Annotated in this window: 21 protein-coding genes; 13 read left to right on the forward strand and 8 right to left on the reverse strand. The window is 70.4% G+C overall.

Annotated features, from left to right (window positions below):
* Positions 1–303 precede the first annotated feature (303 nt).
* The 6 genes from AB0G74_RS01760 to AB0G74_RS01785 all read left to right on the forward strand — a co-directional run bounded on the left by AB0G74_RS01760 (position 304) and on the right by AB0G74_RS01785 (position 7,474).
* The gene (locus tag AB0G74_RS01760; RefSeq protein ID WP_358828002.1) at positions 304–564 is read left to right on the forward strand and encodes a hypothetical protein; all 261 of its coding nucleotides are present in this window, start codon (positions 304–306) and stop codon (positions 562–564) included.
* 86 nt (positions 565–650) lie between these two features.
* Complete coding sequence (locus AB0G74_RS01765; RefSeq protein WP_361139513.1) at positions 651–1,433, forward strand: hypothetical protein; 783 nt, start codon at positions 651–653, stop codon at positions 1,431–1,433.
* 1 nt (position 1,434) lies between these two features.
* A complete protein-coding gene (locus AB0G74_RS01770; RefSeq protein ID WP_361139222.1) occupies positions 1,435–3,351 on the forward strand; it encodes a fumarate reductase/succinate dehydrogenase flavoprotein subunit in 1,917 nt (638 codons plus the stop codon).
* Entirely contained in the window at positions 3,348–4,121 is a 774-nt protein-coding gene (locus AB0G74_RS01775) for a succinate dehydrogenase/fumarate reductase iron-sulfur subunit (RefSeq protein WP_361139224.1), read from the forward strand. The genes AB0G74_RS01770 and AB0G74_RS01775 overlap by 4 nt, the downstream gene beginning before the upstream one ends.
* Before the next feature lie 344 nt (positions 4,122–4,465).
* A complete protein-coding gene (locus AB0G74_RS01780) occupies positions 4,466–6,697 on the forward strand; it encodes a TPM domain-containing protein (RefSeq protein ID WP_361139516.1) in 2,232 nt (743 codons plus the stop codon).
* A 63-nt stretch (positions 6,698–6,760) separates the two neighbouring features.
* Positions 6,761–7,474 (forward strand): PspA/IM30 family protein, encoded by a 714-nt coding sequence (locus tag AB0G74_RS01785; RefSeq protein ID WP_361139227.1) that lies wholly within the window; start codon positions 6,761–6,763, stop codon positions 7,472–7,474.
* A 64-nt stretch (positions 7,475–7,538) separates the two neighbouring features.
* Here the strand turns inward: AB0G74_RS01785 and AB0G74_RS01790 are convergent, their stop codons facing one another.
* The 5 genes from AB0G74_RS01790 to AB0G74_RS01810 all read right to left on the reverse strand — a co-directional run bounded on the left by AB0G74_RS01790 (position 7,539) and on the right by AB0G74_RS01810 (position 12,570).
* Complete coding sequence (locus tag AB0G74_RS01790; RefSeq protein WP_361139230.1) at positions 7,539–10,211, reverse strand: SpoIIE family protein phosphatase; 2,673 nt, start codon at positions 10,209–10,211, stop codon at positions 7,539–7,541.
* A 147-nt stretch (positions 10,212–10,358) separates the two neighbouring features.
* Entirely contained in the window at positions 10,359–10,775 is a 417-nt protein-coding gene (locus tag AB0G74_RS01795; protein ID WP_361139518.1) for an ATP-binding protein, read from the reverse strand.
* 153 nt (positions 10,776–10,928) lie between these two features.
* On the reverse strand, positions 10,929–11,357 hold the full coding sequence (locus tag AB0G74_RS01800; protein ID WP_361139233.1) for a (deoxy)nucleoside triphosphate pyrophosphohydrolase: 429 nt from the start codon (positions 11,355–11,357) through the stop codon (positions 10,929–10,931).
* 26 nt (positions 11,358–11,383) lie between these two features.
* Positions 11,384–11,563, reverse strand: a complete 180-nt coding sequence (locus AB0G74_RS01805; RefSeq protein ID WP_358828008.1) for an SPOR domain-containing protein — start codon at positions 11,561–11,563, stop codon at positions 11,384–11,386.
* A 254-nt stretch (positions 11,564–11,817) separates the two neighbouring features.
* Positions 11,818–12,570 (reverse strand): GntR family transcriptional regulator, encoded by a 753-nt coding sequence (locus AB0G74_RS01810; protein ID WP_361139236.1) that lies wholly within the window; start codon positions 12,568–12,570, stop codon positions 11,818–11,820.
* A gap of 288 nt (positions 12,571–12,858) precedes the next feature.
* Between AB0G74_RS01810 and AB0G74_RS01815 the strand changes: the two genes are divergently transcribed.
* Positions 12,859–14,196: a glycoside hydrolase family 18 protein gene (locus AB0G74_RS01815; protein WP_361139238.1), complete on the forward strand. Its 1,338-nt coding sequence runs from the start codon at positions 12,859–12,861 to the stop codon at positions 14,194–14,196.
* A gap of 133 nt (positions 14,197–14,329) precedes the next feature.
* Here the strand turns inward: AB0G74_RS01815 and AB0G74_RS01820 are convergent, their stop codons facing one another.
* Positions 14,330–15,625, reverse strand: a complete 1,296-nt coding sequence (locus AB0G74_RS01820; RefSeq protein ID WP_361139241.1) for a DUF4190 domain-containing protein — start codon at positions 15,623–15,625, stop codon at positions 14,330–14,332.
* Between the two features lie 243 nt (positions 15,626–15,868).
* Here AB0G74_RS01820 and AB0G74_RS01825 point away from each other — a divergent pair, with 243 nt between their 5' ends.
* The 4 genes from AB0G74_RS01825 to AB0G74_RS01840 all read left to right on the forward strand — a co-directional run bounded on the left by AB0G74_RS01825 (position 15,869) and on the right by AB0G74_RS01840 (position 17,618).
* Positions 15,869–16,213, forward strand: a complete 345-nt coding sequence (locus AB0G74_RS01825) for a DUF4326 domain-containing protein (protein ID WP_361139244.1) — start codon at positions 15,869–15,871, stop codon at positions 16,211–16,213.
* Positions 16,214–16,247: 34 nt separating this feature from the next.
* Positions 16,248–16,829, forward strand: a complete 582-nt coding sequence (locus AB0G74_RS01830; RefSeq protein WP_361139246.1) for a Uma2 family endonuclease — start codon at positions 16,248–16,250, stop codon at positions 16,827–16,829.
* Between the two features lie 263 nt (positions 16,830–17,092).
* On the forward strand, positions 17,093–17,362 hold the full coding sequence (locus AB0G74_RS01835) for a type II toxin-antitoxin system Phd/YefM family antitoxin (protein ID WP_361139249.1): 270 nt from the start codon (positions 17,093–17,095) through the stop codon (positions 17,360–17,362).
* Positions 17,355–17,618 (forward strand): type II toxin-antitoxin system RelE/ParE family toxin, encoded by a 264-nt coding sequence (locus AB0G74_RS01840; RefSeq protein ID WP_361139252.1) that lies wholly within the window; start codon positions 17,355–17,357, stop codon positions 17,616–17,618. The genes AB0G74_RS01835 and AB0G74_RS01840 overlap by 8 nt, the downstream gene beginning before the upstream one ends.
* A gap of 197 nt (positions 17,619–17,815) precedes the next feature.
* Here the strand turns inward: AB0G74_RS01840 and AB0G74_RS01845 are convergent, their stop codons facing one another.
* A complete protein-coding gene (locus tag AB0G74_RS01845; RefSeq protein ID WP_361139254.1) occupies positions 17,816–19,996 on the reverse strand; it encodes a DEAD/DEAH box helicase in 2,181 nt (726 codons plus the stop codon).
* 146 nt (positions 19,997–20,142) lie between these two features.
* On the opposite strand from AB0G74_RS01845, the gene AB0G74_RS01850 reads away from it, so the two are divergent.
* Positions 20,143–20,394 carry a hypothetical protein gene (locus tag AB0G74_RS01850; RefSeq protein ID WP_018845686.1) on the forward strand — a complete coding sequence of 84 codons (252 nt, stop codon included), beginning with the start codon at positions 20,143–20,145 and terminating at the stop codon, positions 20,392–20,394.
* Positions 20,394–20,786 (forward strand): DNA-binding protein, encoded by a 393-nt coding sequence (locus AB0G74_RS01855; protein WP_361139257.1) that lies wholly within the window; start codon positions 20,394–20,396, stop codon positions 20,784–20,786. Before AB0G74_RS01850 ends, AB0G74_RS01855 begins: the two co-directional genes overlap by 1 nt.
* A gap of 119 nt (positions 20,787–20,905) precedes the next feature.
* On the opposite strand, the gene ychF is transcribed toward AB0G74_RS01855, so the two are convergent.
* Positions 20,906–21,994, reverse strand: a complete 1,089-nt coding sequence (gene ychF, locus AB0G74_RS01860; protein ID WP_361139259.1) for a redox-regulated ATPase YchF — start codon at positions 21,992–21,994, stop codon at positions 20,906–20,908.
* Positions 21,995–22,154: the final 160 nt, after the last annotated feature.

Genomic DNA, 22,154 nt, shown 5'->3' on the forward strand with positions numbered 1-22,154 from the left:
AGGAAATTTTTTGATGATCACACCGATTCCGGTCCACTGAAGTGGACGAACCACGGGGGGCGGCGCCGACACGGCGCGCACGGGCGGAAGGTCACCCGGGCAGAGCAGCGAAAGGCCCACGAAAGCGGCCGAACCGGGCGGGGAACCCGAAAATGGAAGGAGTGAGAATCGGACAACCGGAGGCGCACTCGCCACTCCTGCGCGGGAAGTCCCGGCACATCTCTTCACAACCAGGGATGTGACGCGGAACACTCGCAGGCGCATGAGCGACGCCACCGCACCCCGCGGAAGTGAGGGCACGTCATGTCCCAGCAGGAAGACCTGACCACGATGCAGCGCCGCCTCGACGACCTGGTACAGCGGGTCGAGGAGCTGGAGCGCACCGTCGGCCGACTCGGCGGCACAGCCGGGCGGCCCCGTGGCACCGGCCCCGGTACGGGGACCGGGACCCGCCCCGGGGACCGTGAGGACCTGGTCACCATCCCGGATGTGCCGTACAACGACGCGCTGTGGACCGACTCCGACGACGAGGGGCTGGGCGTCCGAGACCGGCACGCTCCCTAGGAGACCTTCCGTTGGCCACTGGTACCGAACCACCACATGTCCATACGAGCGGGTCGTCGGACCCGGTACCCGGCGCGCGTACGGGGGTGCACGGCCCGACGCGCGCCGCCATCTCCCCCCGCCATCTGCGGACGGACCGCTGGTGGCTCGCCCCCGCGCTCACCGCCGCCGGGCTGTTCGCCTTCGTCGTCTACTCGACCTGGCGGGCCTTCGCCAATGCCGACTACTACGCCGCCCCCTATGTGTCCCCCTTCTACTCGCCCTGTCTGGCGGAGAACTGCGTCCCGATGAAGGGCGGGCCCGAGTGGGGGCTGGTCGGCGACTGGTGGGGGTTCTCCCCCGCTCTGCTGATCCTGATCCTCCCGCTCGGTTTCCGGCTCACCTGCTACTACTACCGCAAGGCGTACTACCGGGGGTTCTGGGCGTCGCCGCCCGCCTGCGCGGTCGCCGAGCCGCACCGCCGCTACACCGGTGAGACCCGTTTCCCGCTGATCCTCCAGAACATCCACCGGTACTTCTTCTATCTGGCGATCGTCGTGGCCGTGATCCTCAGCTACGACACCGTGCTGGCCTTCCGGGACGAGAACTACGACTGGGGCCATATGGGTCTCGGCACCGTGGTCTTCCTGATCAACATCGTGCTGATCTGGGCCTACACCCTGTCCTGTCACTCCTGTCGCCATATCGTCGGCGGCCGGCTCAAACACTTCTCGAAGCATCCGGTGCGCTATCGCCTGTGGGGCTGGGTGGGCAGGCTGAACGAGCGCCACATGCTGCTGGCGTGGGCATCGCTGATCAGCGTCGCGGCGGCCGACTTCTATGTCTATCTGGTCGCCTCCGGTGCCTTCGAGGATCCGAGGTTCTTCTGATATGACGCAACTCGAACGCCAGCAGTGGGACGTCGTGGTGATCGGAGCGGGGGGCGCCGGGCTGCGGGCCGCCGTCGAGGCCCGGGAGCGGGGCGCCCGGACCGCCGTGATCTGCAAGTCCCTGTTCGGCAAGGCCCACACCGTGATGGCGGAGGGCGGGATCGCCGCCTCGATGGGCAATGTCAACGCCGGGGACAACTGGCAGGTCCACTTCCGGGACACCATGCGGGGCGGAAAGTTCCTCAACCAGTGGCGGATGGCCGAGCTCCACGCCCAGGAGGCACCGGCCCGGGTGTGGGAGCTGGAGACCTGGGGCGCCCTCTTCGACCGCACCCCCGACGGCCGGATCTCCCAGCGGAACTTCGGCGGTCACGAGTATCCCCGGCTGGCCCATGTCGGTGACCGGACCGGTCTGGAGCTGATCCGTACCCTCCAGCAGAAGATCGTCTCCCTCCAGCAGGAGGACGAGGCCGCCACCGGCGACCCCGAGTCGCGGCTGAAGATCTTCCAGGAGTGCACGGTCACTCAAGTGATCAAGGATGGTGACCGGGTCGCGGGGGTCTTCTGCTACGAACGTGAGTCGGGCCGGTTCTTCGTGGTCGAGGCGCCCTCGGTCGTCCTGGCCACCGGCGGGATCGGCAAGTCCTTCAAGGTCACCTCCAACTCGTGGGAGTACACCGGCGACGGCCACGCCCTGGCCCTGCTCGCCGGGGCGCCCCTGCTCAATATGGAGTTCGTCCAGTTCCACCCCACGGGGATGGTCTGGCCGCCCTCGGTGAAGGGCATCCTCGTCACCGAGTCCGTCCGCGGCGACGGCGGCGTGCTCCGCAACTCCGAGGGCAAACGCTTCATGTTCGACTACATTCCGGAGGTCTTCAAGGAGAAGTACGCGCAGTCGGAGGAGGAGGCCGACCGCTGGTACGACGACCCGGACAACAACCGGCGCCCGCCCGAACTCCTCCCCCGCGACGAGGTCGCCCGGGCCATCAACTCCGAGGTCAAAGCAGGCCGGGGGTCCCCCGCCGGAGGTGTCTTCCTCGATGTCTCCACCCGGATGCCCGCCGAGACCATCCGGCGTCGGCTGCCGTCGATGTACCACCAGTTCAAGGAGCTGGCCGATGTCGACATTACGGCGGAACCGATGGAGGTCGGGCCGACCTGCCACTACGTGATGGGCGGGGTCGCGGTCGACTCCGACACGGCCGCCGCGGTGGGGGTGCCCGGCCTGTTCGCGGCGGGTGAGGTCGCGGGCGGGATGCACGGCTCCAACCGGCTCGGCGGCAACTCCCTCTCCGATCTGCTCGTCTTCGGCCGCCGGGCCGGGCTCCACGCGGCCCGGCACGCCCTGGCGGGCGGCCCCCGCCCCGCGGTGGACGACGCCCTGGTCGACGCCGCCGCCGCGGAGGCCCTGCGGCCCTTCACTCCCTCCGGCGCGGCGGACGGCGGCCCGCCGGAGAATCCGTACACCCTCCATCAGGAACTCCAGCAGGCCATGAACGACCTCGTCGGCATCATCCGGCGGGAGGGCGAGATGCGGCAGGCCCTGGAGAAGCTGGTGGAGCTGCGGAAGCGGGCCGCCCTGGCCGGGGTGGAGGGCCACCGGCAGTTCAACCCCGGCTGGCATCTCGCCCTCGATCTGCGGAACATGCTCCTGGTCAGCGAGTGCGTGGCCCGGGCCGCCCTGGAACGGACCGAGAGCCGCGGCGGCCATACCCGGGAGGACCGGCCCGCGATGGACCGGGAATGGCGCCGGGTCAATCTGCGCTGCCGGCTGGCCGACCCCGCCGGGCCGGACCCCGACGGCGGGCGGATCGCCCTCGAACGGACGACGACCGACCCCATCCGACCCGACCTGCTCGCCCTGTTCGAGAAGGAGGAGCTGGTCAAGTACCTCACCGAAGAGGAGCTCCACGAGTGAGTGCGTACCAGGCCAGTTTTCGGGTGTGGCGCGGCGACCAGGACGGCGGTGAACTGAGGGACTACTCCGTGGAGGTCCACGACGGCGAGGTCGTCCTGGACATCATTCACCGCCTCCAGGCCACCCAGGCGTCCGATCTCGCGGTCCGCTGGAACTGCAAGGCCGGAAAGTGCGGCTCGTGCAGTGCCGAGATCAACGGCCGCCCCCGGCTGATGTGTATGACGCGGATGTCCGTCTTCTCCCGCGAGGAGACGATCACCGTGACCCCCCTGCGGGCCTTCCCCGTCATGCGCGATCTCGTGACCGATGTGTCCTTCAACTACACCAAGGCCCGCGAGGTGCCGTCCTTCGTCCCGCCCCGGGGGGTGGCCCCGGGCGAGTACCGGATGCAGCAGGTCGACGTGGACCGCTCCCAGGAGTTCCGTAAGTGCATCGAGTGTTTTCTGTGCCAGGACACCTGCCATGTGGTCCGTGACCACGAGGAGAACAAGGCCGCCTTCGCCGGGCCGCGGTTTCTGATGCGGGTGGCCGAACTGGACATGCATCCGCTGGACTCGGCCGCCGAGGAGGGCCTCGACCGGAAGAAGACCGCCCAGGACGAGCACGGACTGGGCTACTGCAACATCACCAAATGCTGTACCGAGGTGTGCCCCGAGGGAATCAAGATCACCGACAACGCCCTGATCCCCCTGAAGGAACGCGCCGTCGACCGCAAATACGACCCTCTGGTGTGGCTCGGCAACAAGATCAGGCGCCGGGAAAGCTCCTGACCACGGGGTCCGGGTCCGCGGGCGGAGCACCCCGCGCCCCTCGGCGCGCCGCTCCGCGGCCCCGGCCCCCGTCCGCACCGGCCACCACCGGCGGATGACGTCCTCCTTTCTCCCGTCCGCCTCTTCTCTCTCCGGCGGCGGCCCGCGCCGTCCGCCGTCACTCGGGCTCACTGTGCAGTTGTCAAGAAGCGGTCGCTCTCGCGGGCTTCGACAGACACGGCGCCGTACCCGTCCCGTCCGCGCATCGAATACCTCCCCCGATTACTCAGCGTGACGCATCGATGGCGAGTTCTCGCCAGGTCGCGAGGCTCCACATCCGGACATAACCTCCCCATGTGACGCGAATGTCAGCCGGACTGGCCGCCGCCGTCCTGCTGACGGCCTGGTGGTCGGGCACGCCCGCCGCCCCACCCGCGGCGGCCGCACCCGCCGCGGTGTTTCCCGGTACGACCGCCGGGATCGCTCCGGCGGCCCCGCCCGCCGACGACCCCGTCACCCTGTCCCGCGACGGCCCGGTCACCGACCGGGTCGACGCGCTCGGCGGGCGCCGTACCGAGGTCGTCCGGGCGATCGACCGGCTGTACGCCGCCGAGCGGCTTCAGCTCTTCGTCGTCTATGTCCGGGACTTCTCCGGCCGGACCGCACAGGACTGGGCCGACGCGACGGCCCGCCGCAACGGACTCGGCACCGACGATCTGCTGCTGGCCGTCGCCACCCACGACCGCCAGTTCGCCTACTGGGCACCCGTCGAATCCCGCCTCACCGACGCCCAGCTGGCGGAGGTCGCGCGGACCGCCGTCGTACCCCCGCTGCGGCGGAACGACTGGGCGGGCGCCGCAGTCGGCGCCGCGGACGGCTTTACCGCGGTGCTCTCGGGCCGCCCCGTCCCCACCCCCACGATCACCCCCGGCGACCCCGACCCGGGTACCAGTACTGGTACGGGCGCGGCGGATCTGGTGCTTCCGGTGGGGGTCGCGGTCGCCGTGGGCGGTGCCGTCGCCTACGCGGCCGTACGGCGTCGGCGCCGTACCGCCACCCGTACCACCCCGCAGGGCGGCCGGGCCGGCTGGGGCGGCGGCGAGACCGCGTCCGGGCCGACGACGGCCGAACTGGACGCGAAGGCGCGGCAGGCCCTCGTCGACACCGACGACGCGCTCCGTACCAGCCAGGAGGAGCTGGGCTTCGCCGCCGCGCAGTTCGGCGAGGACGCGGCGAAACCTTTCGACGAGGCGGTCGGCTACGCCCGGGAGCAGCTGACGGCGGCGTTCCGGCTCCGGCAGCGGCTCGACGACGCCCACCCGGAGGACGACGCGACCCGGCGCCGGATGCTGACCGAGATCCTGACCCGGTGCGCCGACGCCGACCGGCGTCTTGACGCCGAAACCGCCGACTTCGACCGGTTGCGCGACCTGGAACGGAACGCCCCGCAGGCGCTGGCCGCCGCCCGGGAGCACTTCACCGACCTCAACGGGCGGATCATCTCGGCCGAGGCGGCCCTGGCGGTGATGCGGGAGCGGTACGCGGAGTCGGCGTCCGCCCCCGTCGCGGGCGACGCCGCCGGGGCCAAGGACCGGCTGGTCTTCGCCAAGACCGCCGTCGACCGGGCCGGTACCGCCCTCGACGCCGGTGAGAACGCCTCGGCCGCCGTCCAGATCCGGGCCGCCGAGGGCGCGCTCGCACAGGCGGAACGTTTGATCGGGGCCGTGGACCGGCGGGCCCGCGAGCTGGCGGAGGCGGTCAGCACGCTGCCGGGCGCCCTGACCGAGACCGACAGCGATCTCGCGGAGGCGCGCGGGACGCTCGCCGGGACCGCGGCCGGGGACTCGACGGCCGGACTGCGGGGCCGGATCGCCCGGGCCGAGACCGTGGCGGCCGAGGTCCGGCGGGAGATGGAGGGCCGCTACGACCCCATCGACGCGCTGCGGCGCCTGGAAGAGGCGGACGCGGCACTGGACGAGGCGCTGGTGGGGGCGCGTGTGGCGGAGGAGGAGGCCCGGCGGGCCCGTAGCCTGCTCGGCCAGGCGACGCTCGGGGCGCGCTCGGCCGTCGGCGCCGCCGCCGATTACATCGCCACGCACCGGGGCGTGGTGGGCAGCCCGGCCCGGACCCGGCTGGCCGAGGCACAGCGGCGGCTGGGGCTGTCGGAGGAACTGGCGGCGGGAACGGCGGAACCGGCGGACGGCTGGGGCGGGGGCGGCGGTCACGGCGCCGGGGCCGCGGGCGGTGGTGCGGGCGAGGCCGGGCGGAACGCGCGGGCCGCGCTCGCCGAGGCTCAGCGGGCGGACGCGCTGGCGCGGGAGGCGCAGCGGCTGGCCGAGGAGGACGTCGCCGGATTCGGGAACCCGTTCGGTCCGGGCGGTGCGTCCCGGGCGGGAAGCGCGGGGGGCGGTCTCGGCGGAGCGGTGCTCGGGGGGATCGTGCTCGGCGGGCTGTTCGGCGGGGGAGGGCGTCACGGCTCGGGTGGCGGCGGGTTCGGCGGGTTCGGGTCCGGGGGGTTCGGCGGCGGGTTCGAGGGGCGGCCCGGCAGCTTCGGCGGCGGCGGTACGCGCGGGCGGATGGGTGGTGGTCGCTTCTGAGGGATCAGCTCCTCCTCAGCTACGCAGCTCCTCAGCTCCTCAGCTCCGACAAGGAGAGGTGCCATGACCAAACAGACCATCCTCGGCCGGGTGACCCAGCTGGCCAAGGCCAACATCAACGCCCTGCTCGATCAGGCCGAGGATCCCGAGAAGATGCTCGACCAACTGATCCGGGACTACGCCAACAACATCAGCGACGCGGAACAGGCCATCGCGGGCACCATCGGCAATCTGCGGCTGATGGAGCAGGACCATCAGGAGGATGTGGCGGCGGCCCGGCAGTGGGGCGAGAAGGCGCTGGCGGCCAGCCGGAAGGCGGACGGGTTGCGGGCTTCGGGCGGAACCGTCGAGGCGGACCGGTTCGACGGTCTGGCGAGGGTGGCCCTCCAGCGTCAGCTCCAGTCCGAGAAGGAGGCCGCGACGGCCGGGCCGGTGATCGCCTCCCAGACGGAGGTAGTGGAGAAGCTGAAGTCCGGACTCGATCAGATGAAGGCGAAGTTCTCCCAGCTCCAGGCGAAACGGGACGAGCTGGTGGCCCGTTCCCGTTCGGCGGACGCGCAGAACCGGATGCTGGACGCGGTGAAGAGCGTCGACGTCCTCGATCCCGCGAGCGAGCTGGGCCGCTTCGAGGACAAGGTCCGCCGGGAGGAGGCCAGGGCGCTGGGCAAGCAGGAGCTGGCCGCCTCCTCTTTGGACGCCCAGTTCGAGCAGCTCGAAGGGCTGGGCGACACGGCGGAGGTGGAGGTACGGCTGGCGGCGCTGAAGTCGGGCTCCTGACTCTTACCCGGCCCTATATGGCAGGCCAGAACCGCCACCAACGGCCGGGAACGATCAGGAGCGGTCAGAACATGCTCAGCAGCTGATCCACGGTGGGCTCGGCGGCGCCCCCGCCCGGGAGGGCGAGTTCGAACCAGACGGTCTTGCCCCGGGGGGTGCGCCGCGAGCCCCAGGCCGCGCTGAGCAGTCCGACGAGCTGGAGACCGCGACCGCCTTCGTCGGTGTCCCTGGCCCGGCGGCGACGGGGCTGGACGAGTCCCCCGTCCCAGACCTCGCACACCAGGGTGCGGTCCCGCAGCAGCCTGAGCCGTATCTCGCCCTCGCCGTACCGCAGGGCGTTGGTGACCAGCTCGCTCACCAGCAGCTCCACGGTGTCGACCAGGGGTTCGAGGTCCCAGGCGACGAGCTGGGCGCGGCTCAGCTCCCGGGCCCGGCCCACCGAGCGGGGTTCGCGGGGCAGCTGCCAGTCCCCGACCGCCTCGGCGGGCAGTCCCTGGACGCGGGCCATCAGGAGGGCGATGTCGTCCTCGCCGTGGCGGGTGTCGAGGGTGTTCAGTACGTGGTCGCAGACGTCCTCCAGCGACCGGGGCTCCTGGGGCCGGGCCGTGCGCGCGGGGACCGGGGGGCCGGGTATCGGGACGGTGGTGGCGGGCAGCCCGGCGGGGGCGGGCGGACCGGGCGGGAGGCCGGGTCCGGTGAGCAGGGTGGGCGAGGTGAGGGCGGCCCGGAAGGCGCTCAGCCCCTCGTCGAGATGGTGGTCGCGGGACTCGACCAGGCCGTCGGTGTACAGGGCGAGCAGGGCGCCTTCGGGGAGTTCGACCTCGACCTCCTCGAAGGGTTCGCCGCCGACGCCGAGCGGCAGGCCGGGGGGTACGTCGAGCAGCAGGGCCTCCTCCCCCGGTTCGACCAGGACGGGCGGCAGATGTCCGGCGTTGGCGAAGGTGCAGCGCCGGGTGACCGGGTCGTAGACGGCGTAGACGCAGGTCGCCAGGTAGACCTCGGCGAGATCGGCTGCCCGGGATTTCTGGGCCGCGCGGCTGCCCTGCTGGGTGCCGCCGGGGCCGCCGAGACCGCGGGCGATCTCGTCGAGGGCGGAGAGGACCTCGGCGGGTTCGAGATCGAGCAGGGCCAGGGTGCGTACGGCGGTCCGCAGCTCGCCCATGGCGACGGCGGCGCGCAGTCCGCGGCCCATCACGTCGCCGACGACGAGGGCGGTGCGGTGGCCGGGCAGTTCGATCACGTCGAACCAGTCGCCGCCGACCTCGGTGGCGGTGTTGCCGGGCAGATAGCGGCAGGCGATGTCGAGTCCGGCCGCCTCGGGGTCGCCGGGGGGCAACAGGCTGCGCTGGAGGATGAGGGCCCGCTCGTGCTCCCGCCGGTAGAGGCGGGCGTTGTCGATGCAGACGGCGGCGCGGGCGGCGAGTTCGCCCGCGAGGGCCCGGTCGCGTTCGCCGAAGGGCTCGCTGCCCTTGGTCCGGGAGAACTGGACGAGGCCGACGACGGAGTCGTGGGCCACCATGGGCACGGCGAGGGTGGACTGGACGAGGCCGCCGCCGGTGGCGGGGATGTGCTGGACCCGCGCGGTACGCAGCGCGTTGGCGCAGGGCGAGTTGGCTCCGTAGCGGTGGACCTCGCCGACGGCGGTGGGGACGGCGCCGCGGGTGCCGCAGCCGGGGGTGGTGATCAGCGGGGCGTCGGATACGGCGCTGGCGAAGGCGACCCGGCGCAGTTCGGCGCTGCCGCCGCAGCCGTCGGCGCCGGGGGCGTCCCAGGGGCCCGGGGCTTCGTCGTCGCCGGTGAGCAGGGCCTGGTAGAGGTCGACCGACGCCAGGTCGCAGAAGCCGGGTACGGCGACGTCGAGGAGTTCGCGGGCGGTGGTCTCCAGGTCGAGGGAGTTGCCGATCCGGGCGCTGGCCTCGTTGAGAAGGGCGAGATTGCGGCGGGCGCTGGCCGCTTCGCGGGCGGCGACATGACGGCGGGTGACATCGGTACCGATTCCGGCCACTCCGATGGTCCGGCCCGTACCGCTGTGGACGCGGTAGAGATTGATCGACCAGTGCCGCCGTTCGGCGCTGAAGGGCTGCGCGCCGACGATCTGGAGGTCGAGGGCGGGCTCTCCGGTCTCCAGGACCCGGCGCAGGGACACGGTCATCCGGTCGGCCTCGGACCGGGAGAGATAGTCGTGGACCGTCCGGCCCCGGTGGTCCTCGACGGAGCCGCCGAAGACGGTGGCGAAGCGCTGGTTGGCCCGCTGTACCCGCAGATCGGTGCCGAAGAGGAGGAACCCGAAGGGCGATTGGCCGAAAATCGCCTCGGAGGCGGCGAGATCCGTCTCTATCCGCCGCAGGGCCCGGACGTCGACGACGATACAGAGCGCGGCCCGCTCGCCGGTCTCCGTCTCACTGGGCATCACATAGATCTCGGCGAGGCCGCCCGCCCGGGAGTCGCCGGGCAGCCCGAAGGGCACCAGGCCGGTCCATTCCTTGCCGTCGAGGATCTCCTTGACGTGCCGGTGGCCGCGCGGACGCAGCTCGGGCGGCAGAAAGACCTCGATCGGATCCCGGCCCCTGACCTGCGAAGCCGTCAGCCCGAAGAGGTCGACGGCCCGCTGGCTCCACTGGTCCACCAGGCCGTCGGGACCTATCGAGAAGGAGGCGGCCCTGATGTAGTCGTAGATCGAGCCAGGCGGGCTGCTCTGCCACACGACATCGCCCGTCGTCCCAGATATCTCGCTCACGCGACCGTCCCCTCCAGCTCACCGCACCGGACCGGCCATGACCGCAGTATTCAGCACTACGGCTCCGACGCACACGGCGTTCACGATCACAGCACGGTCTCGTTCATTTTGCGCCGTCCGAGCCGTGATCGTTGTCCCTTCACACTTTTAACCAGTGAGAGACAGCTCGAACCACACAGTCTTCCCTGCGAGACCACGTCTGGTCCCCCATCTGCGGGCGTTTCCGGCGACGAGTTGCAGCCCCCGGCCGGTCTCGTCGTCCGGTGCCGCCGTCCGGGCGACGGGCGGATCGGGCAGCGGGTCGGACACCTCGACCAGGAGGGAGGAGGCGCTCTCAGCGGATTCGGGCCGGCTGAGCCGGACGCCGATCGGCCCGGAGGCGTAGCGCAGGGAGTTGGTGACCAACTCGCTCACCAGGAGCACCGTCACATCACAGACGCCGTGGTCGAGACCCCAGTCGCGCAGGGTGTCGCGGACGGCGTGCCGAGCCGATCGTACGGCGTCGGGCTCGGCGGGGAAGGTCCATTCGGCGCACGCGCCGTCGATGTCGATCACGCCGCTCACTTCCTGGACCAGCAGCAGATCCACGTCCCGTGCGGGTGGCTAACCACCACATACCCGAATTACGACCGGAGATATCCCTTTCGTCAGGTTTGATGGTTATTTGGCGATGGATAGACGCATCCTTGACGCAAACGGCCCAGCGGCCGGGGCGGCTCAGCCGCCCGAGGGGCCCGCCGGGGCGGACCCGGCCTTCATTCGCCGCGCGACCTCGGCGACGGCGGGACGGTCCTGGTCCAGCCAGTCGACGGAATCGGTTTCGTCGGGGCCGAGCCAGCGCAGATCGTCGTGATCCTCCAGCGGGCGCGGCTCCCCCGAGAGCAGCCGGACGGTCCACACCCGGAGCACATACCCCTTCTTGAGGGGCCATTCGCCCGGGATACGGTCCAGCGGCTCCGTCTCCACGCCCAACTCCTCGCGCAGCTCGCGCACCAAGGCGTCCTCGGGCCGTTCACCGGCCTCCGCCTTGCCGCCGGGCAGCTCCCAGCGCCCGGCCAACTCCTCGGGGGCGCTGCGGCGCGCGGCCAGCAGACGCCCCCGGTCGCACAGCGCGCCCGCCACGACCACACGATCACGTTCCGTCATGCGCCGGAGCGTACCCCCGGCCGTGGTCAGCGTGCGGAGCCCTCGACCGGCTCCACGGAGTAGAGCCGCCGCTGTCCCTCGGGGTAGAGCGTGTCCACCATCCGGCGGGCCTCGTCCTCGGTGTCGTACCGGCCGACCCGATAGCGGTTGCCATTGTCGTCCTGGCGTATGACGAGCCAGGAAAGCGCGGCGTTGCCGTCGCTCATCGCACCCCTCCCCCGGTGGGTCCGCAGTACTGAGAAGATCGGAAAGATCGCCGGGAAACCGCGTTATGCATATGCCGGAGCCTACGCCTGACCTTCACTCAGAGCATGCGGTTTACCACAAAGAGATAGGAAAGAGGCCCGAACACGGGGTCTCACGACCGACGCGCCGGCCGCGTCCGGTACGGACGAAGGGCCCGGACCGGCCTTCTACGGTACCGGTGGGCCCGCGATCCCGGGCGGCACCGGCCGGAATCTCATCGCACGGGAAGCCGGTAGGCGACCCGGAAACGATCCGCCGGTACGACGATATCCGCGGTTTCCACAGGGCGGCCCGACGCGTAGTAGGTCCGGGCCACCACCATGACGACATGCCCCGGAACACCGCCCAGCGCCAGCAGTTCGTCCGCCAGCCCCGGCCGGGCGCCGACCTCCTCGCTGACGTTGTCCACGACGACGTCGATCGCCGCCATCCGCTCGACCACCCCGCACCCCCCGAGCGGCCCCTCCTCAGGCAGCATCACCGGGGTCCGGCCGGTGACGTCCAGCGGCTCCCAGGAGGTGGAGAGCATCATGGCCTCCCCGTTCTCCCGGAAGACATAGCGGGTCCGCATCACCCGCGCCCCGACCGGCACGCCGAGCCGGGCGGCGATATCGACGTCCGCCGCATCCTGCTCGCTCCGGGACTCCCAGGTCCCCTGGACGCCGTCGACCGCCTGCTCCTGCCGGAAGGGGTTGGCGCCCGCGGGCGGGCGGAAACCGGTACGGGCGATCGGCCGGGGCACGGGCCGCTCCCGGACATAGGTGCCCGAGCCGGACCGGCCCTCCACCAGCCCCTCCGCCATCAGCACCTTGCGGGCTTCGAGGGCGACGGTGTCGGAGACCCCGTACTCCTCCCGGATCCGGGCCTGGGAGGGCAGCCGGGTGTGCGGCGGCAGCGTACCGTCGACGATCTTCCTGCGGAGGTCGCTTGCCACCCGGAGGTAGGCCGGCTGCTCACCGATGACCACGGACCACTCCCAACCACGCCCGACCGCACCCTGCGGATTGACAGACCGCAATAGCCTGACAACGGTGGGTTGTTGACCGCAACCACGGGCCAAAGCCTTACTCCTGGTGAGAAATCGCGGATGGGAGGGGTGGCGCGGAGGGCCGTCTACCGTTTCCCGGCAAAGCATTGACCTTAATGGTCCAGACCAATAGCGTCCTGTGCTGCACGAAGCCCGTTCACGGAGGAAGCCGGTACCGGCTGCGCGGACGCGCGCCCGGCGCCGCGACTACGTACAGGAATGAGCCCCATGCGTCGAAGAAACCTCGTCAGGACGGCCGTTGCCGCCGCCTCCCTCTCGCTGCTCGCCACCCTCGCGCCCGCCGCCGTGGCACACGGCGGCGATGACGACGACCGTCCCTCGTACAAGCGCATCGGTTACTTCACCCAGTGGGGCATCTACGGCCGGGACTTCCAGGTCAAGGATCTGGACACCAGCGGCCAGGCCGCCCGGCTGACGCATATCAACTACGCCTTCGGAAATGTCAGCCCCGAGGGCAAGTGCATGATCCAGGGCCCGGCGGGCCAGGCCGACCCCTGGGCCGACTACCAGCGTGGGGTTCCCGCCGCCGACTCCGTGGACGGGGTCACGGACGCCTGGGACCAGAAGCTGGCGGGCAACTTCAACGAGCTGCGGGAGCTGAAGGCCAAGCACCCCGGCCTCAAGGTGATGATCTCCCTCGGCGGCTGGAGCTGGTCCACTCACTTCTCCGACGCGGTACTCACCGCGGAGAAGCGCAAGGAGTTCGTCCGCTCCTGCCTCGACATCTACATCAAGGGCAACCTGCCCGTGGACGGCACCCGCGGCGGCGACGGCGCGGCGGCCGGGGTCTTCGACGGAATCGACCTCGACTGGGAGTGGCCGGGCTCGTCCGGCGAGGACGACACGATCTACCGCCCCGAGGACAAGCAGAACTTCACCGCGGTGGTCCGGGAGTTCCGCGAGCAGCTCGACGCCTACGCCAAGAGCCAGCCGCGGCAGAAGGACGGCAAGCGGAAGCACTACGAGCTGTCCGCCTTCGTACCGACCGCCCCGGCGAAGATCGACGCGGGCTTCGAGGTCCGCAAGCTGATGAAGGACTTCGACTTCGTCAACCTCCAGGGCTACGACTTCCATGTCTCCGGCGAGAAGACCACGGCCCAGCAGTCGGCGCTCTACGCCAGGAACGACTTCAGCGTCGACCAGACCGTGAACGACTGGCTCCGGCGCGGCGCGCCCGCCCACAAGCTGGTGATGGGCATGCCCGCGTACGGCCAGGGCTGGACCGGGGTCAAGGGCGGCGGCGACGGCATGGGGCAGCCCGCCGAGCGGCCCGCGCCCGCGGTGCACCAGGCCGGTTTCGAGGACTACAAGGTACTGAAGAAGCTGGCGGAGTCCGGCCAGTACAAGATCTACCGCAAGTACGGTCAGGCATGGCTCTTCGACGGCAACACCCTGTGGACGTACGACGACCCCCAGGTGCTGCGGGCCAAGACCGAGTACATCCGGGACAAGGGCCTGGGTGGCGCGATGTTCTGGTCCCTGGACGGGGACACGGCGGACGGTGAGCTGATGCGGACGGTCGCCCGCGGGCTGCCGCGCCGCTGACGAGACGGGGCGCGGACCGGGCAGGGGCCGGAAAGCGTCCTTGGAGGAGACCGGTGTTCCGGGGGCTGTCGGTGGCTCTCGGTACCGGTCTCCTCCCCTTTTCAGATCCCTTCGGACCCGCTTCCGGCTGTTCTCAGGTCCGGGTCTCCTCGGCCGGCTCGGTGGTGGCGAGCTTCAGGTGCCCCCGGATCGACTTCTCGGTCTCCGGCTTCAGCGCCGAGTCCGCGTCGTAGACGTGCAGCCAGAAGCTTTCGTCGTCGCGGGCCCGCGCGGCCAGGTCCCAGGCGGCCTTGGCCGAGGTGAACTCCGCGGCACGCTTCTCGGCGAGACCGTCCACGGGGCCGGTCCACTTGCGGCCCTTGAGCGCGGCGGACGACTCCGCCAGCGCGGCCGATGTGGCCCTGGCCCAGGCCCGGTGGCCGTCGGCGGACTCCGGGAAGTCCTCCAGGGGCATCACGTCGATGGTGGCCAGCACCTTGTTCTCGGCGGTCAGATAGGCGAGCTGCTCTTGGTCGAAGGAGGCGGCTTCACGACGGACCGAGACCTTCACCTTCTTGCCGCCCTCGGTGGCGTAGCTGCAGGTGACACGGCGGTCGCCCAGCTTCCAGCTCTCGGCGGTCGGGGTGAGGAAGTACCGGTCCATCGTCGGGGGGATCGCCCAGTCGTCCAGGGCGTACGCCCGGTCGATGGCGGTGCACCGGCGTTCGGCGACGGGCTGAAGGGCCTTGTCACCGGGGTACGAGTCGTACCCGTCCAGCTTGAAGACACCGGTCACCTCGGCCTCGTGCGGCTCGGCGCAGTCGACGATCCGGACCTCCGACACCTCCTCGCCGTCCTTGTCACTGCTCCCCGGCAGGTTGTAGCAGTGCCCGGTCCGCAGATCCTCGACCGTCTTGTACGACGCCACCTCGTCGGCGGCCTCCTCGAACTCCCGCCAGACGTCGCTCGCGGCGCCGGTCGCGAGGAAGAGCGTCACGAGCAGGGTGGAGACGGTGGAGAGCGCGATGCCCGTGATCGCCATGCCCTTGCCGCGCTGCCCCTTGCGCTTGATCTGCCGGAGCCCGATCACCCCGAGGACCAGCCCCAGCGGGGGCATACAGCAGACGATCCCCGAGATCAGGGACGCGATGGAGAAACCGTTCACCGACGGTGCCACGGGCGCCATGGGGTAGCCCGGGAACTGCTGGAACGGCTGGTACGCGGGGTGCTGGCCGACCGCTCCGGGGTAGCCGGGCGGCCCGTACCCGGGCTGCCCCGGCCCCGCCGGACCGGGGCTCGCTCCCTCCGGGGGCGCCGCCCAGGGGTCGGGCCGCCCGGTGCCACCGGCCGGAGCCGTACCGTCCGGCGCACCGGACGACCCGGGCCCCGAACCGGGGGACGCCCCCTCCGGACGCGGCTCCGGACCTGGCTGCTGCTGCGATGGGTCCACGAAAGTACTGCTCCTCGTCGGGGTATGCGCCGGACCCCGACGGATACCGGCACACGCCGGGACCAAAGGGGGCGGGGAAGGAAGCGCGGAAGGCTGAAATCGTATAAACATCCCGACGCTGTGGATACAGCGGGTCGCGTCCCGCGGGGTCGGCGCAGACTGCGATACGAGAACCCACCCCACCGCCGTCCGTACGCACCACCCGCCTGGCGCACCGCCCCGCCCTCCCGGAGGATCCTGTGCATGAGCAGCGCCCGCCCCGCCACCACCGTGGTCAACCTCAAGGGACATCGCGACGACCCCGCGTACGCCGATGTCGTCTATGTGGGCCGAGCCATGAACCGCGGCGGCTGGCACCTGAAGGGCTCCCCCCTGGCCAGCCCCTTCCGCCCGGGCCCCGACGGCACCCGCGAGGAGGTGGTCGCCGCCTACCGCGACTACCTCCTCGCCCGCCCCGACCTGCTGGCCCGCCTCCCGGCACTCCGCGGCCACCGGCTGGGCTGCTGGTGCGTCCCGGAGAAGTGCCACGCGGAGGTCATCGCGGAACTGGCCGACGCGGGTCACGGCGAGGACGCCCCGCCGTCCTGACCCACGAAACGCGACGGCCCGCTACGGTGAAACCATGACCGCACTGCCCGACTGGATGCGCCCGCCCCGCGCGGAAGGCTGGTTCGCGGAGGACCTGGACCGCCTCCCCGAGGCACCTCGCCACACCGAGCTCATCGACGGAGCGCTCGTTTTCATGATGTCCCCGCAGCGGTCGTGGCACGGCCGCCTCGTCACCAGTCTGACCACCGAACTCATGTCACAGGCCCCTGCTGACTTCGAGGTCGAACGAGAGATGACGATCCGCCTCGATGCCCGCAACCGCCCCGAGCCGGACCTGCTGCTCACGCGTCTGCCTTACGACCCCGACCGCACCTGGTACGCCCCGGACGAGGTGAAGCTCGTCGTCGAGGTCGTCTCCCCCGAGTCCGCCCATCGCGATCGCACCGTCAAGCTCCGCAAGTACGCGGAGGCCGGTATCCCGCACTACTGGTGTGTCGAGGACGAGGACGGGGCGCCCGTCGTCCACGTCTACGAACTTGACGAGCCCACCGGCAAGTACGCGCCCGCCGGTATCTTCCGGGGCACCCTCCAGCGCCCGGTGCCCTTCGAGATCAGCCTGGAACTCGACAAGCTCACGCCGCCCCGGAGCGGATGACGACCGCCCGCGCCGGGTGCGGAGAAGCGGAAGGGACCGGGCTCCGTAGAGCCCGGCCCCTTCCGCTCGCCGCTTTGGCTAACTCACAGCAGGCGAACGGCTACACATTGAAGCGGAACGTCCACCGCAATACTGCGACCTTCGGAAACGCACTTTTCCGCGATCACATCCAGCACAGATCCAGCACGGTGGCGGTTTACCCAGGACCTCCGAGTGACCGCGAGCCTTTGTGTACACATGAGACACTCGGTACACTTGAGCTCATGACGCAGCCACTGCCCATAGAGTCCATCCGCGATGTCCGGGCACATCTGGCCGAGGTCGTGGAGCGAGCCGAACGGGACGACGTACCCACTGTCATCACCCGGCGCGGCAAGCAGGTCGCCGCCGTCGTCTCCATCGAGGTGCTGCGCAAGTACCAGGAGTGGGAAGAGCGCGAGATCAACCGCATCATCGACGAGCGGATGGCCAACCCGGCACCCGGCATCCCGATCGAGGACATCATGAGGGAGACGCTGGCGCGCGGTGAATGAGTACCGAACCGTCTTCCGACCCGAGGCTCAGGCCGAGCTCCGCAAGGTCCCGCGGGACATGGCCCTCCGCATTCTGGCGAAGCTGACCGAGCTGGAGACCCACCCCCTGGGGTTCAACACCACCGCCCTCGCCTCCCAGCCCGACCGCCGCCGCCTACGGGTGGGCGACTATCGCGTGGTCTACACGATCGACAACGGCGAGCTGGTGGTGTGGGTGGTACACGTCGGGCATCGCTCCACCGTCTACGACACCTGAGCGTTCCTGACGCCAGGTCAGCGACGTGGTGTTATTTCATCCGCTCAGACGTTGAAGCGGAATGTCTGCGGTCTGATCCTGACCTGCGGCGGAGCCTCGCGCAGGGCTCTGAACTCGGATTTCCCGGTTGGCGCGCGTTTGCTCCCGACGGCCGTTTACAGGTGTCCTGCGGACTGGCCGCGGACCGGAGGACACCCTCACTCGGATGACGCGGGCCTCTCATCCGTCATACCCAGACGCGCCTGTTCCTCCTCGACGATCCGGCGTGCCAGCTCGGTGTCCGACACGTCGACCGCGTCCGGGGTGGCTTCGGCCACGGCGCTGCGGCGGGCATAGGCATCGAACAGGCGCGTCTTGGTTTCCAGCATCTTCACCATGCGTTCGTCAACGCCTCCGGTGGCGAGGAGGCGGTGCACACTAACCGGCCTGACCTGGCCCATACGGTGCGCCCGTGCCACTGCCTGATGTTCGATGGTCGGCTTGATCTGGGGTTCGCAGATGATGACGACGGAGGCGGCCTGCATGTTGAGGCCGACGCCCGCTGCCTGGATCTGTCCCAGGAGCACCGCCGCGCCCTGGACGCCGGCGAAGTCGTCGACGATCTCCTGGCGACGCTGGGCGGGGATGCTGCCGGTCAGCGGACCGAACACCGGAGCAGCCCTGGCGGTTCCGGCCGCGAGGGCCTCCTTCACCACGCCCAGTACGTCCTTGAAGTTTGAGAAGACCACCGTCTTCTGCCCGTTCTCGCCGGCCTCCTGAACGATCTCCCGGAGCCGGTCCAGCTTGGCCGACTTCTCGGGGCGCATGTACGCGGCCCTGCGCATGGCCATGAAGTTGCCCACGCGCACGGCTTCGCGGTACGCCTCCTCGTCCGAAGCGCTCAACTCCTCCCACTCGTCGATCCGCTGAAGGCTCGGGAGTTCCGTCAGCACGTCCTCCTGGTTGCGCCGCAGGTAGACCGGGGCCACAGCCTTGCGGAAGGCGACCGATCCGGCCAGCGCCTCCCGTTCACCGAGGGAGTCCGCGACGCCGCCGTCGAGCATCCGGACCAAATTGCGGAACTCCACGACCCTGTTCTCCATCGGGGTTCCGGTCATGAATAGGGTGCGCTCGCAACGCTCCGCCCACAGGCCGACCGCTTGGGACCGCTTGGTCCTCGGGTTCTTCACGGAGTGTGCTTCGTCGACCACCAGCAGCCCGACCTCCCCACCGCCCGGTGCGGGAAAGCCGCGCAGCGCGTCGAACGTGGTCACCCCGACGCCGCCCCGCCCCTTCCAGTCGGCGAACGCGTAGTGCCGGTCAGGACCGTGGAGCACCATGACGCGCAGGGCGCTGCGGGCCTCGATCTCCCGTGTCCAGTTCACGAGGACGCTCGCCGGGCAGACGACCATGAAGTGACTCTGTCCCTCGGCAGCCAGATGGGCGAGGACGGCGATCGCCTGGATGGTCTTCCCGAGGCCCATCTCGTCGCCGAGTATCACCTTGCGCTGCGCAAGCGCGAACCGTGCGCCGAACGCCTGGTAACCGCGCAGGGAGACCCGCCGGTGTGTGTCGTCGAGGTGCTGGGTCCGCACCCGCTCCGCGATCTCGTCCGGCAGAAAGCCCTCTGCGGCAGCCGCGTCCGGCAGCCGCCCGGAGATCTCGGCGAGCAGGCTGTAGTACTCGGCGGAGCGAAGTTCGAAGTCCACCCAGACCGCGACATCGGACGAGGGCCCCCGGAGCAGGTCCACCGACGCCTGGGCGAGCAGCTCGGGCAGGCCGGCCTGCTCCGCCTCGTCCACCAGCAACCGGATCTCGGCGACCGCCGCCCACGCGCGGGCCTTCTTCTCCCGGCCGGCCAGGAGCATGCGGACTCTTCCGGCGGCGGGCCTCGCGTCGGCCAGCAACGGACCGAGCCGTTCCGCCAGGACGGTGGCCTTGTCGACCGCACGCCGGGCGGGCAGGCCGGCCTCCACCAGGACGTGCAGGGCCATGACGAGCGCGGTGGTGCGCGGTTCCGGCCGGTCCACGTCGATGTGGACGGCCACGGTCTCGTGCACAGCCTCGGAGAGCCGACGGGCGGCAGCGAGCATCTGGTCGACGGTGCGCTGCCCGACTCCGGGAATCTGCCGCAGCCGGTAGGGGCCTGCTTCGAGAACACTGCCCAGGGTGCGCAGTCCGCTCTTCTCGACGCTCCCCAGCCGCAGCCGCCCTTCGGTGACGTCCTGCAGCCGGGCGACGGGAATGGCGTCGAGCTCCCGCTTCACCGCCGCATCGTGGATCGGCCTCAGTGCCGCCCGTACCGCCTCCGCCGCCCTTCCGTGGTCACCGACCACTGCCTGCGCCGCCTCATGCAGTCGCGCTCCCCTCGCGACTGTGTCCCGCTCGCCACGCCCCACGCTTCCCGCCCCTCTCCGGCCCTCCCCGCATCTTCCCACCGCCCCCACCGGGCCTCGCCGGGCATTCACAGCTCCCTGCGGATCGACCGCACCTCGGGCGGTCATTCACACCCCCCGGACTTACGACCGCCGGTAGGATCAGCACCATGAGTGGTAGCAGGAAGTATTCGATCAGCCTGCCCGAGGATCTCGCCGAGGCCGTACGCGCCCATGTCGGACCCGGCGGTTTCTCCGCCTACGTCGCCGAGGCTCTCGAACAGAGGGTCGCCATGGACAAGCTCCGGGAGATCGTCGCCGACTTCGAGACCGACAACGAAGCCCTCACCCGCGAGGAGGTCGAGGCCGCCCGGGCGCTGCTGCGTCACGACCACCGGCAGGCCGGCGGGGCCGCCGCCTGATGCCCGGCACGCTCCTGCTCGACAGCGAAGGACTCTCCAAGCTCTACCGCAAGGACCGCACCGTCGTGGCTCTGGTCCAAGCGGCATCGGAAGAGGGTGTCCGCGTCGCCACCAGCGCCATGACCACCCTCGAGGCCGACTACGAGCGCATCCATCCCGCCCGCATCAAGTGGGTCCTCTCCCGCGTCGACGTTCACGACGTCACCAAAGAGGTCACCGACCAGGCCACCGCGCTTCTGCGCACCCATCACCTCCACGGCCACAAGTACGCCATCGATGCCGCCTTCGCCGTCATCGCCCGCAACGCACCCCGGCCGGTCACCGTCCTCACGTCCGACCCCGAGGACCTGACACTCCTGTGCGGCCCTTCTGTGGAAGTCGTCAAGGTCTGAGGCACCTGACGCCGACCAGACCTGCCGCCGCCCCACGTCACAGGGCAAGGACTCCACGCGGACAGATGACTGTGCCCGACCTGCCAACAGGCGGGTCGGGCACAGTTCTCGACGAGACGTCACACGTTGAAGCGGAACTCCACGACGTCGCCGTCCTGCATGATGTAGTCCTTGCCCTCCATGCGGGCCTTGCCCTTGGCGCGGGCCTCGGCGACCGAGCCGGTTTCCACCAGGTCGGCGAAGGAGATCACCTCGGCCTTGATGAAGCCCTTCTGGAAGTCGGTGTGGATGACTCCGGCGGCCTCGGGGGCCGTGGCGCCCTTCTTGATGGTCCAGGCGCGGGTTTCCTTGGGGCCGGCCGTCAGATAGGTCTGGAGGCCCAGGGTGTCGAAGCCGACGCGGCCGAGGGTGGCGAGGCCGGGCTCCTCCTGGCCCATGGACTGGAGGAGTTCGAGGGCTTCCTCGTCGTCGAGTTCGATCAGCTCGGACTCGATCTTGGCGTTGAGGAAGATCGCCTCGGCGGGAGCCACCAGGGCGCGCTGCTCGTTCTTGAACTCCTCGTCGACCAGCTCGTCCTCGTCGACGTTGAAGACGTAGAGGAACGGCTTGGTGGTCAGCAGGTGCAGCTCGTGGAGGAGGTCGCCCTGTTCGGTGCCCTTGGTGATGCCCTCGGAGAAGAGGGTGCGGCCGGACTCCAGGATCTTCTGCGCCGACTCGACCGCCGCGAGGACCGCCACCTTCTCCTTCTGGAGGCGGGACTCCTTCGTCAGCCGGGGGACGGCCTTCTCGACCGACTGGAGGTCGGCGAGGATCAGCTCGGTGTTGATCGTCTCGATGTCGTCCTTGGGCGAGACCTTGCCGTCGACATGGACCACGTTCTCGTCCTTGAAGGCCCGGATGACCTGGCAGATCGCATCGGACTCGCGGATGTTCGCCAGGAACTTGTTGCCCAGGCCCTCGCCCTCGCTCGCGCCCCGGACGATGCCCGCGATGTCGACGAAGTCGACGGTCGCCGGGAGGACGCGCTGGGAGCCGAAGATCTCGGCCAGCTTGGCGAGCCGGGGGTCGGGGACGCCCACGACGCCCACATTGGGCTCGATGGTGGCGAACGGGTAGTTGGCCGCCAGCACGTCGTTCTTGGTCAGGGCGTTGAACAGGGTCGACTTGCCGACGTTCGGCAGGCCGACGATTCCGATCGTGAGCGACACGGTGACGACTTCCTCGATGGGTGAGCGGGAGGTGCCGGGCCGGTCGGGTCGCGGGCGCGGCTGATCCCCCAGTCTACGGGTCCGGGCGATTCCCCCCGCGACGAGACCACCGGCGGCCGGGGCCGTACGGTACGGGGATACCGGGGAATCCGGGGCCCCT

It is taken from the genome of Streptomyces sp. NPDC020875 (assembly GCF_040641415.1).
GTDB lineage: Bacteria > Actinomycetota > Actinomycetes > Streptomycetales > Streptomycetaceae > Streptomyces.

Bases quoted from the DNA above. Each gene is read 5' to 3' on its own strand.
- AB0G74_RS01760 (WP_358828002.1), top strand. From the start codon at position 304: ATGTCCCAGCAGGAAGACCTGACCACGATGCAGCGCCGCCTCGACGAC.
- AB0G74_RS01770 (WP_361139222.1), top strand. From the start codon at position 1,435: ATGACGCAACTCGAACGCCAGCAGTGGGACGTCGTGGTGATCGGAGCG.
- AB0G74_RS01780 (WP_361139516.1), top strand. From the start codon at position 4,466: ATGTCAGCCGGACTGGCCGCCGCCGTCCTGCTGACGGCCTGGTGGTCG.
- AB0G74_RS01785 (WP_361139227.1), top strand. From the start codon at position 6,761: ATGACCAAACAGACCATCCTCGGCCGGGTGACCCAGCTGGCCAAGGCC.
- AB0G74_RS01800 (WP_361139233.1), bottom strand. From the start codon at position 11,357: ATGACGGAACGTGATCGTGTGGTCGTGGCGGGCGCGCTGTGCGACCGG.
- AB0G74_RS01805 (WP_358828008.1), bottom strand. From the start codon at position 11,563: ATGAGCGACGGCAACGCCGCGCTTTCCTGGCTCGTCATACGCCAGGAC.
- AB0G74_RS01815 (WP_361139238.1), top strand. From the start codon at position 12,859: ATGCGTCGAAGAAACCTCGTCAGGACGGCCGTTGCCGCCGCCTCCCTC.
- AB0G74_RS01825 (WP_361139244.1), top strand. From the start codon at position 15,869: ATGAGCAGCGCCCGCCCCGCCACCACCGTGGTCAACCTCAAGGGACAT.
- AB0G74_RS01830 (WP_361139246.1), top strand. From the start codon at position 16,248: ATGACCGCACTGCCCGACTGGATGCGCCCGCCCCGCGCGGAAGGCTGG.
- AB0G74_RS01835 (WP_361139249.1), top strand. From the start codon at position 17,093: ATGACGCAGCCACTGCCCATAGAGTCCATCCGCGATGTCCGGGCACAT.
- AB0G74_RS01850 (WP_018845686.1), top strand. From the start codon at position 20,143: ATGAGTGGTAGCAGGAAGTATTCGATCAGCCTGCCCGAGGATCTCGCC.
- AB0G74_RS01855 (WP_361139257.1), top strand. From the start codon at position 20,394: ATGCCCGGCACGCTCCTGCTCGACAGCGAAGGACTCTCCAAGCTCTAC.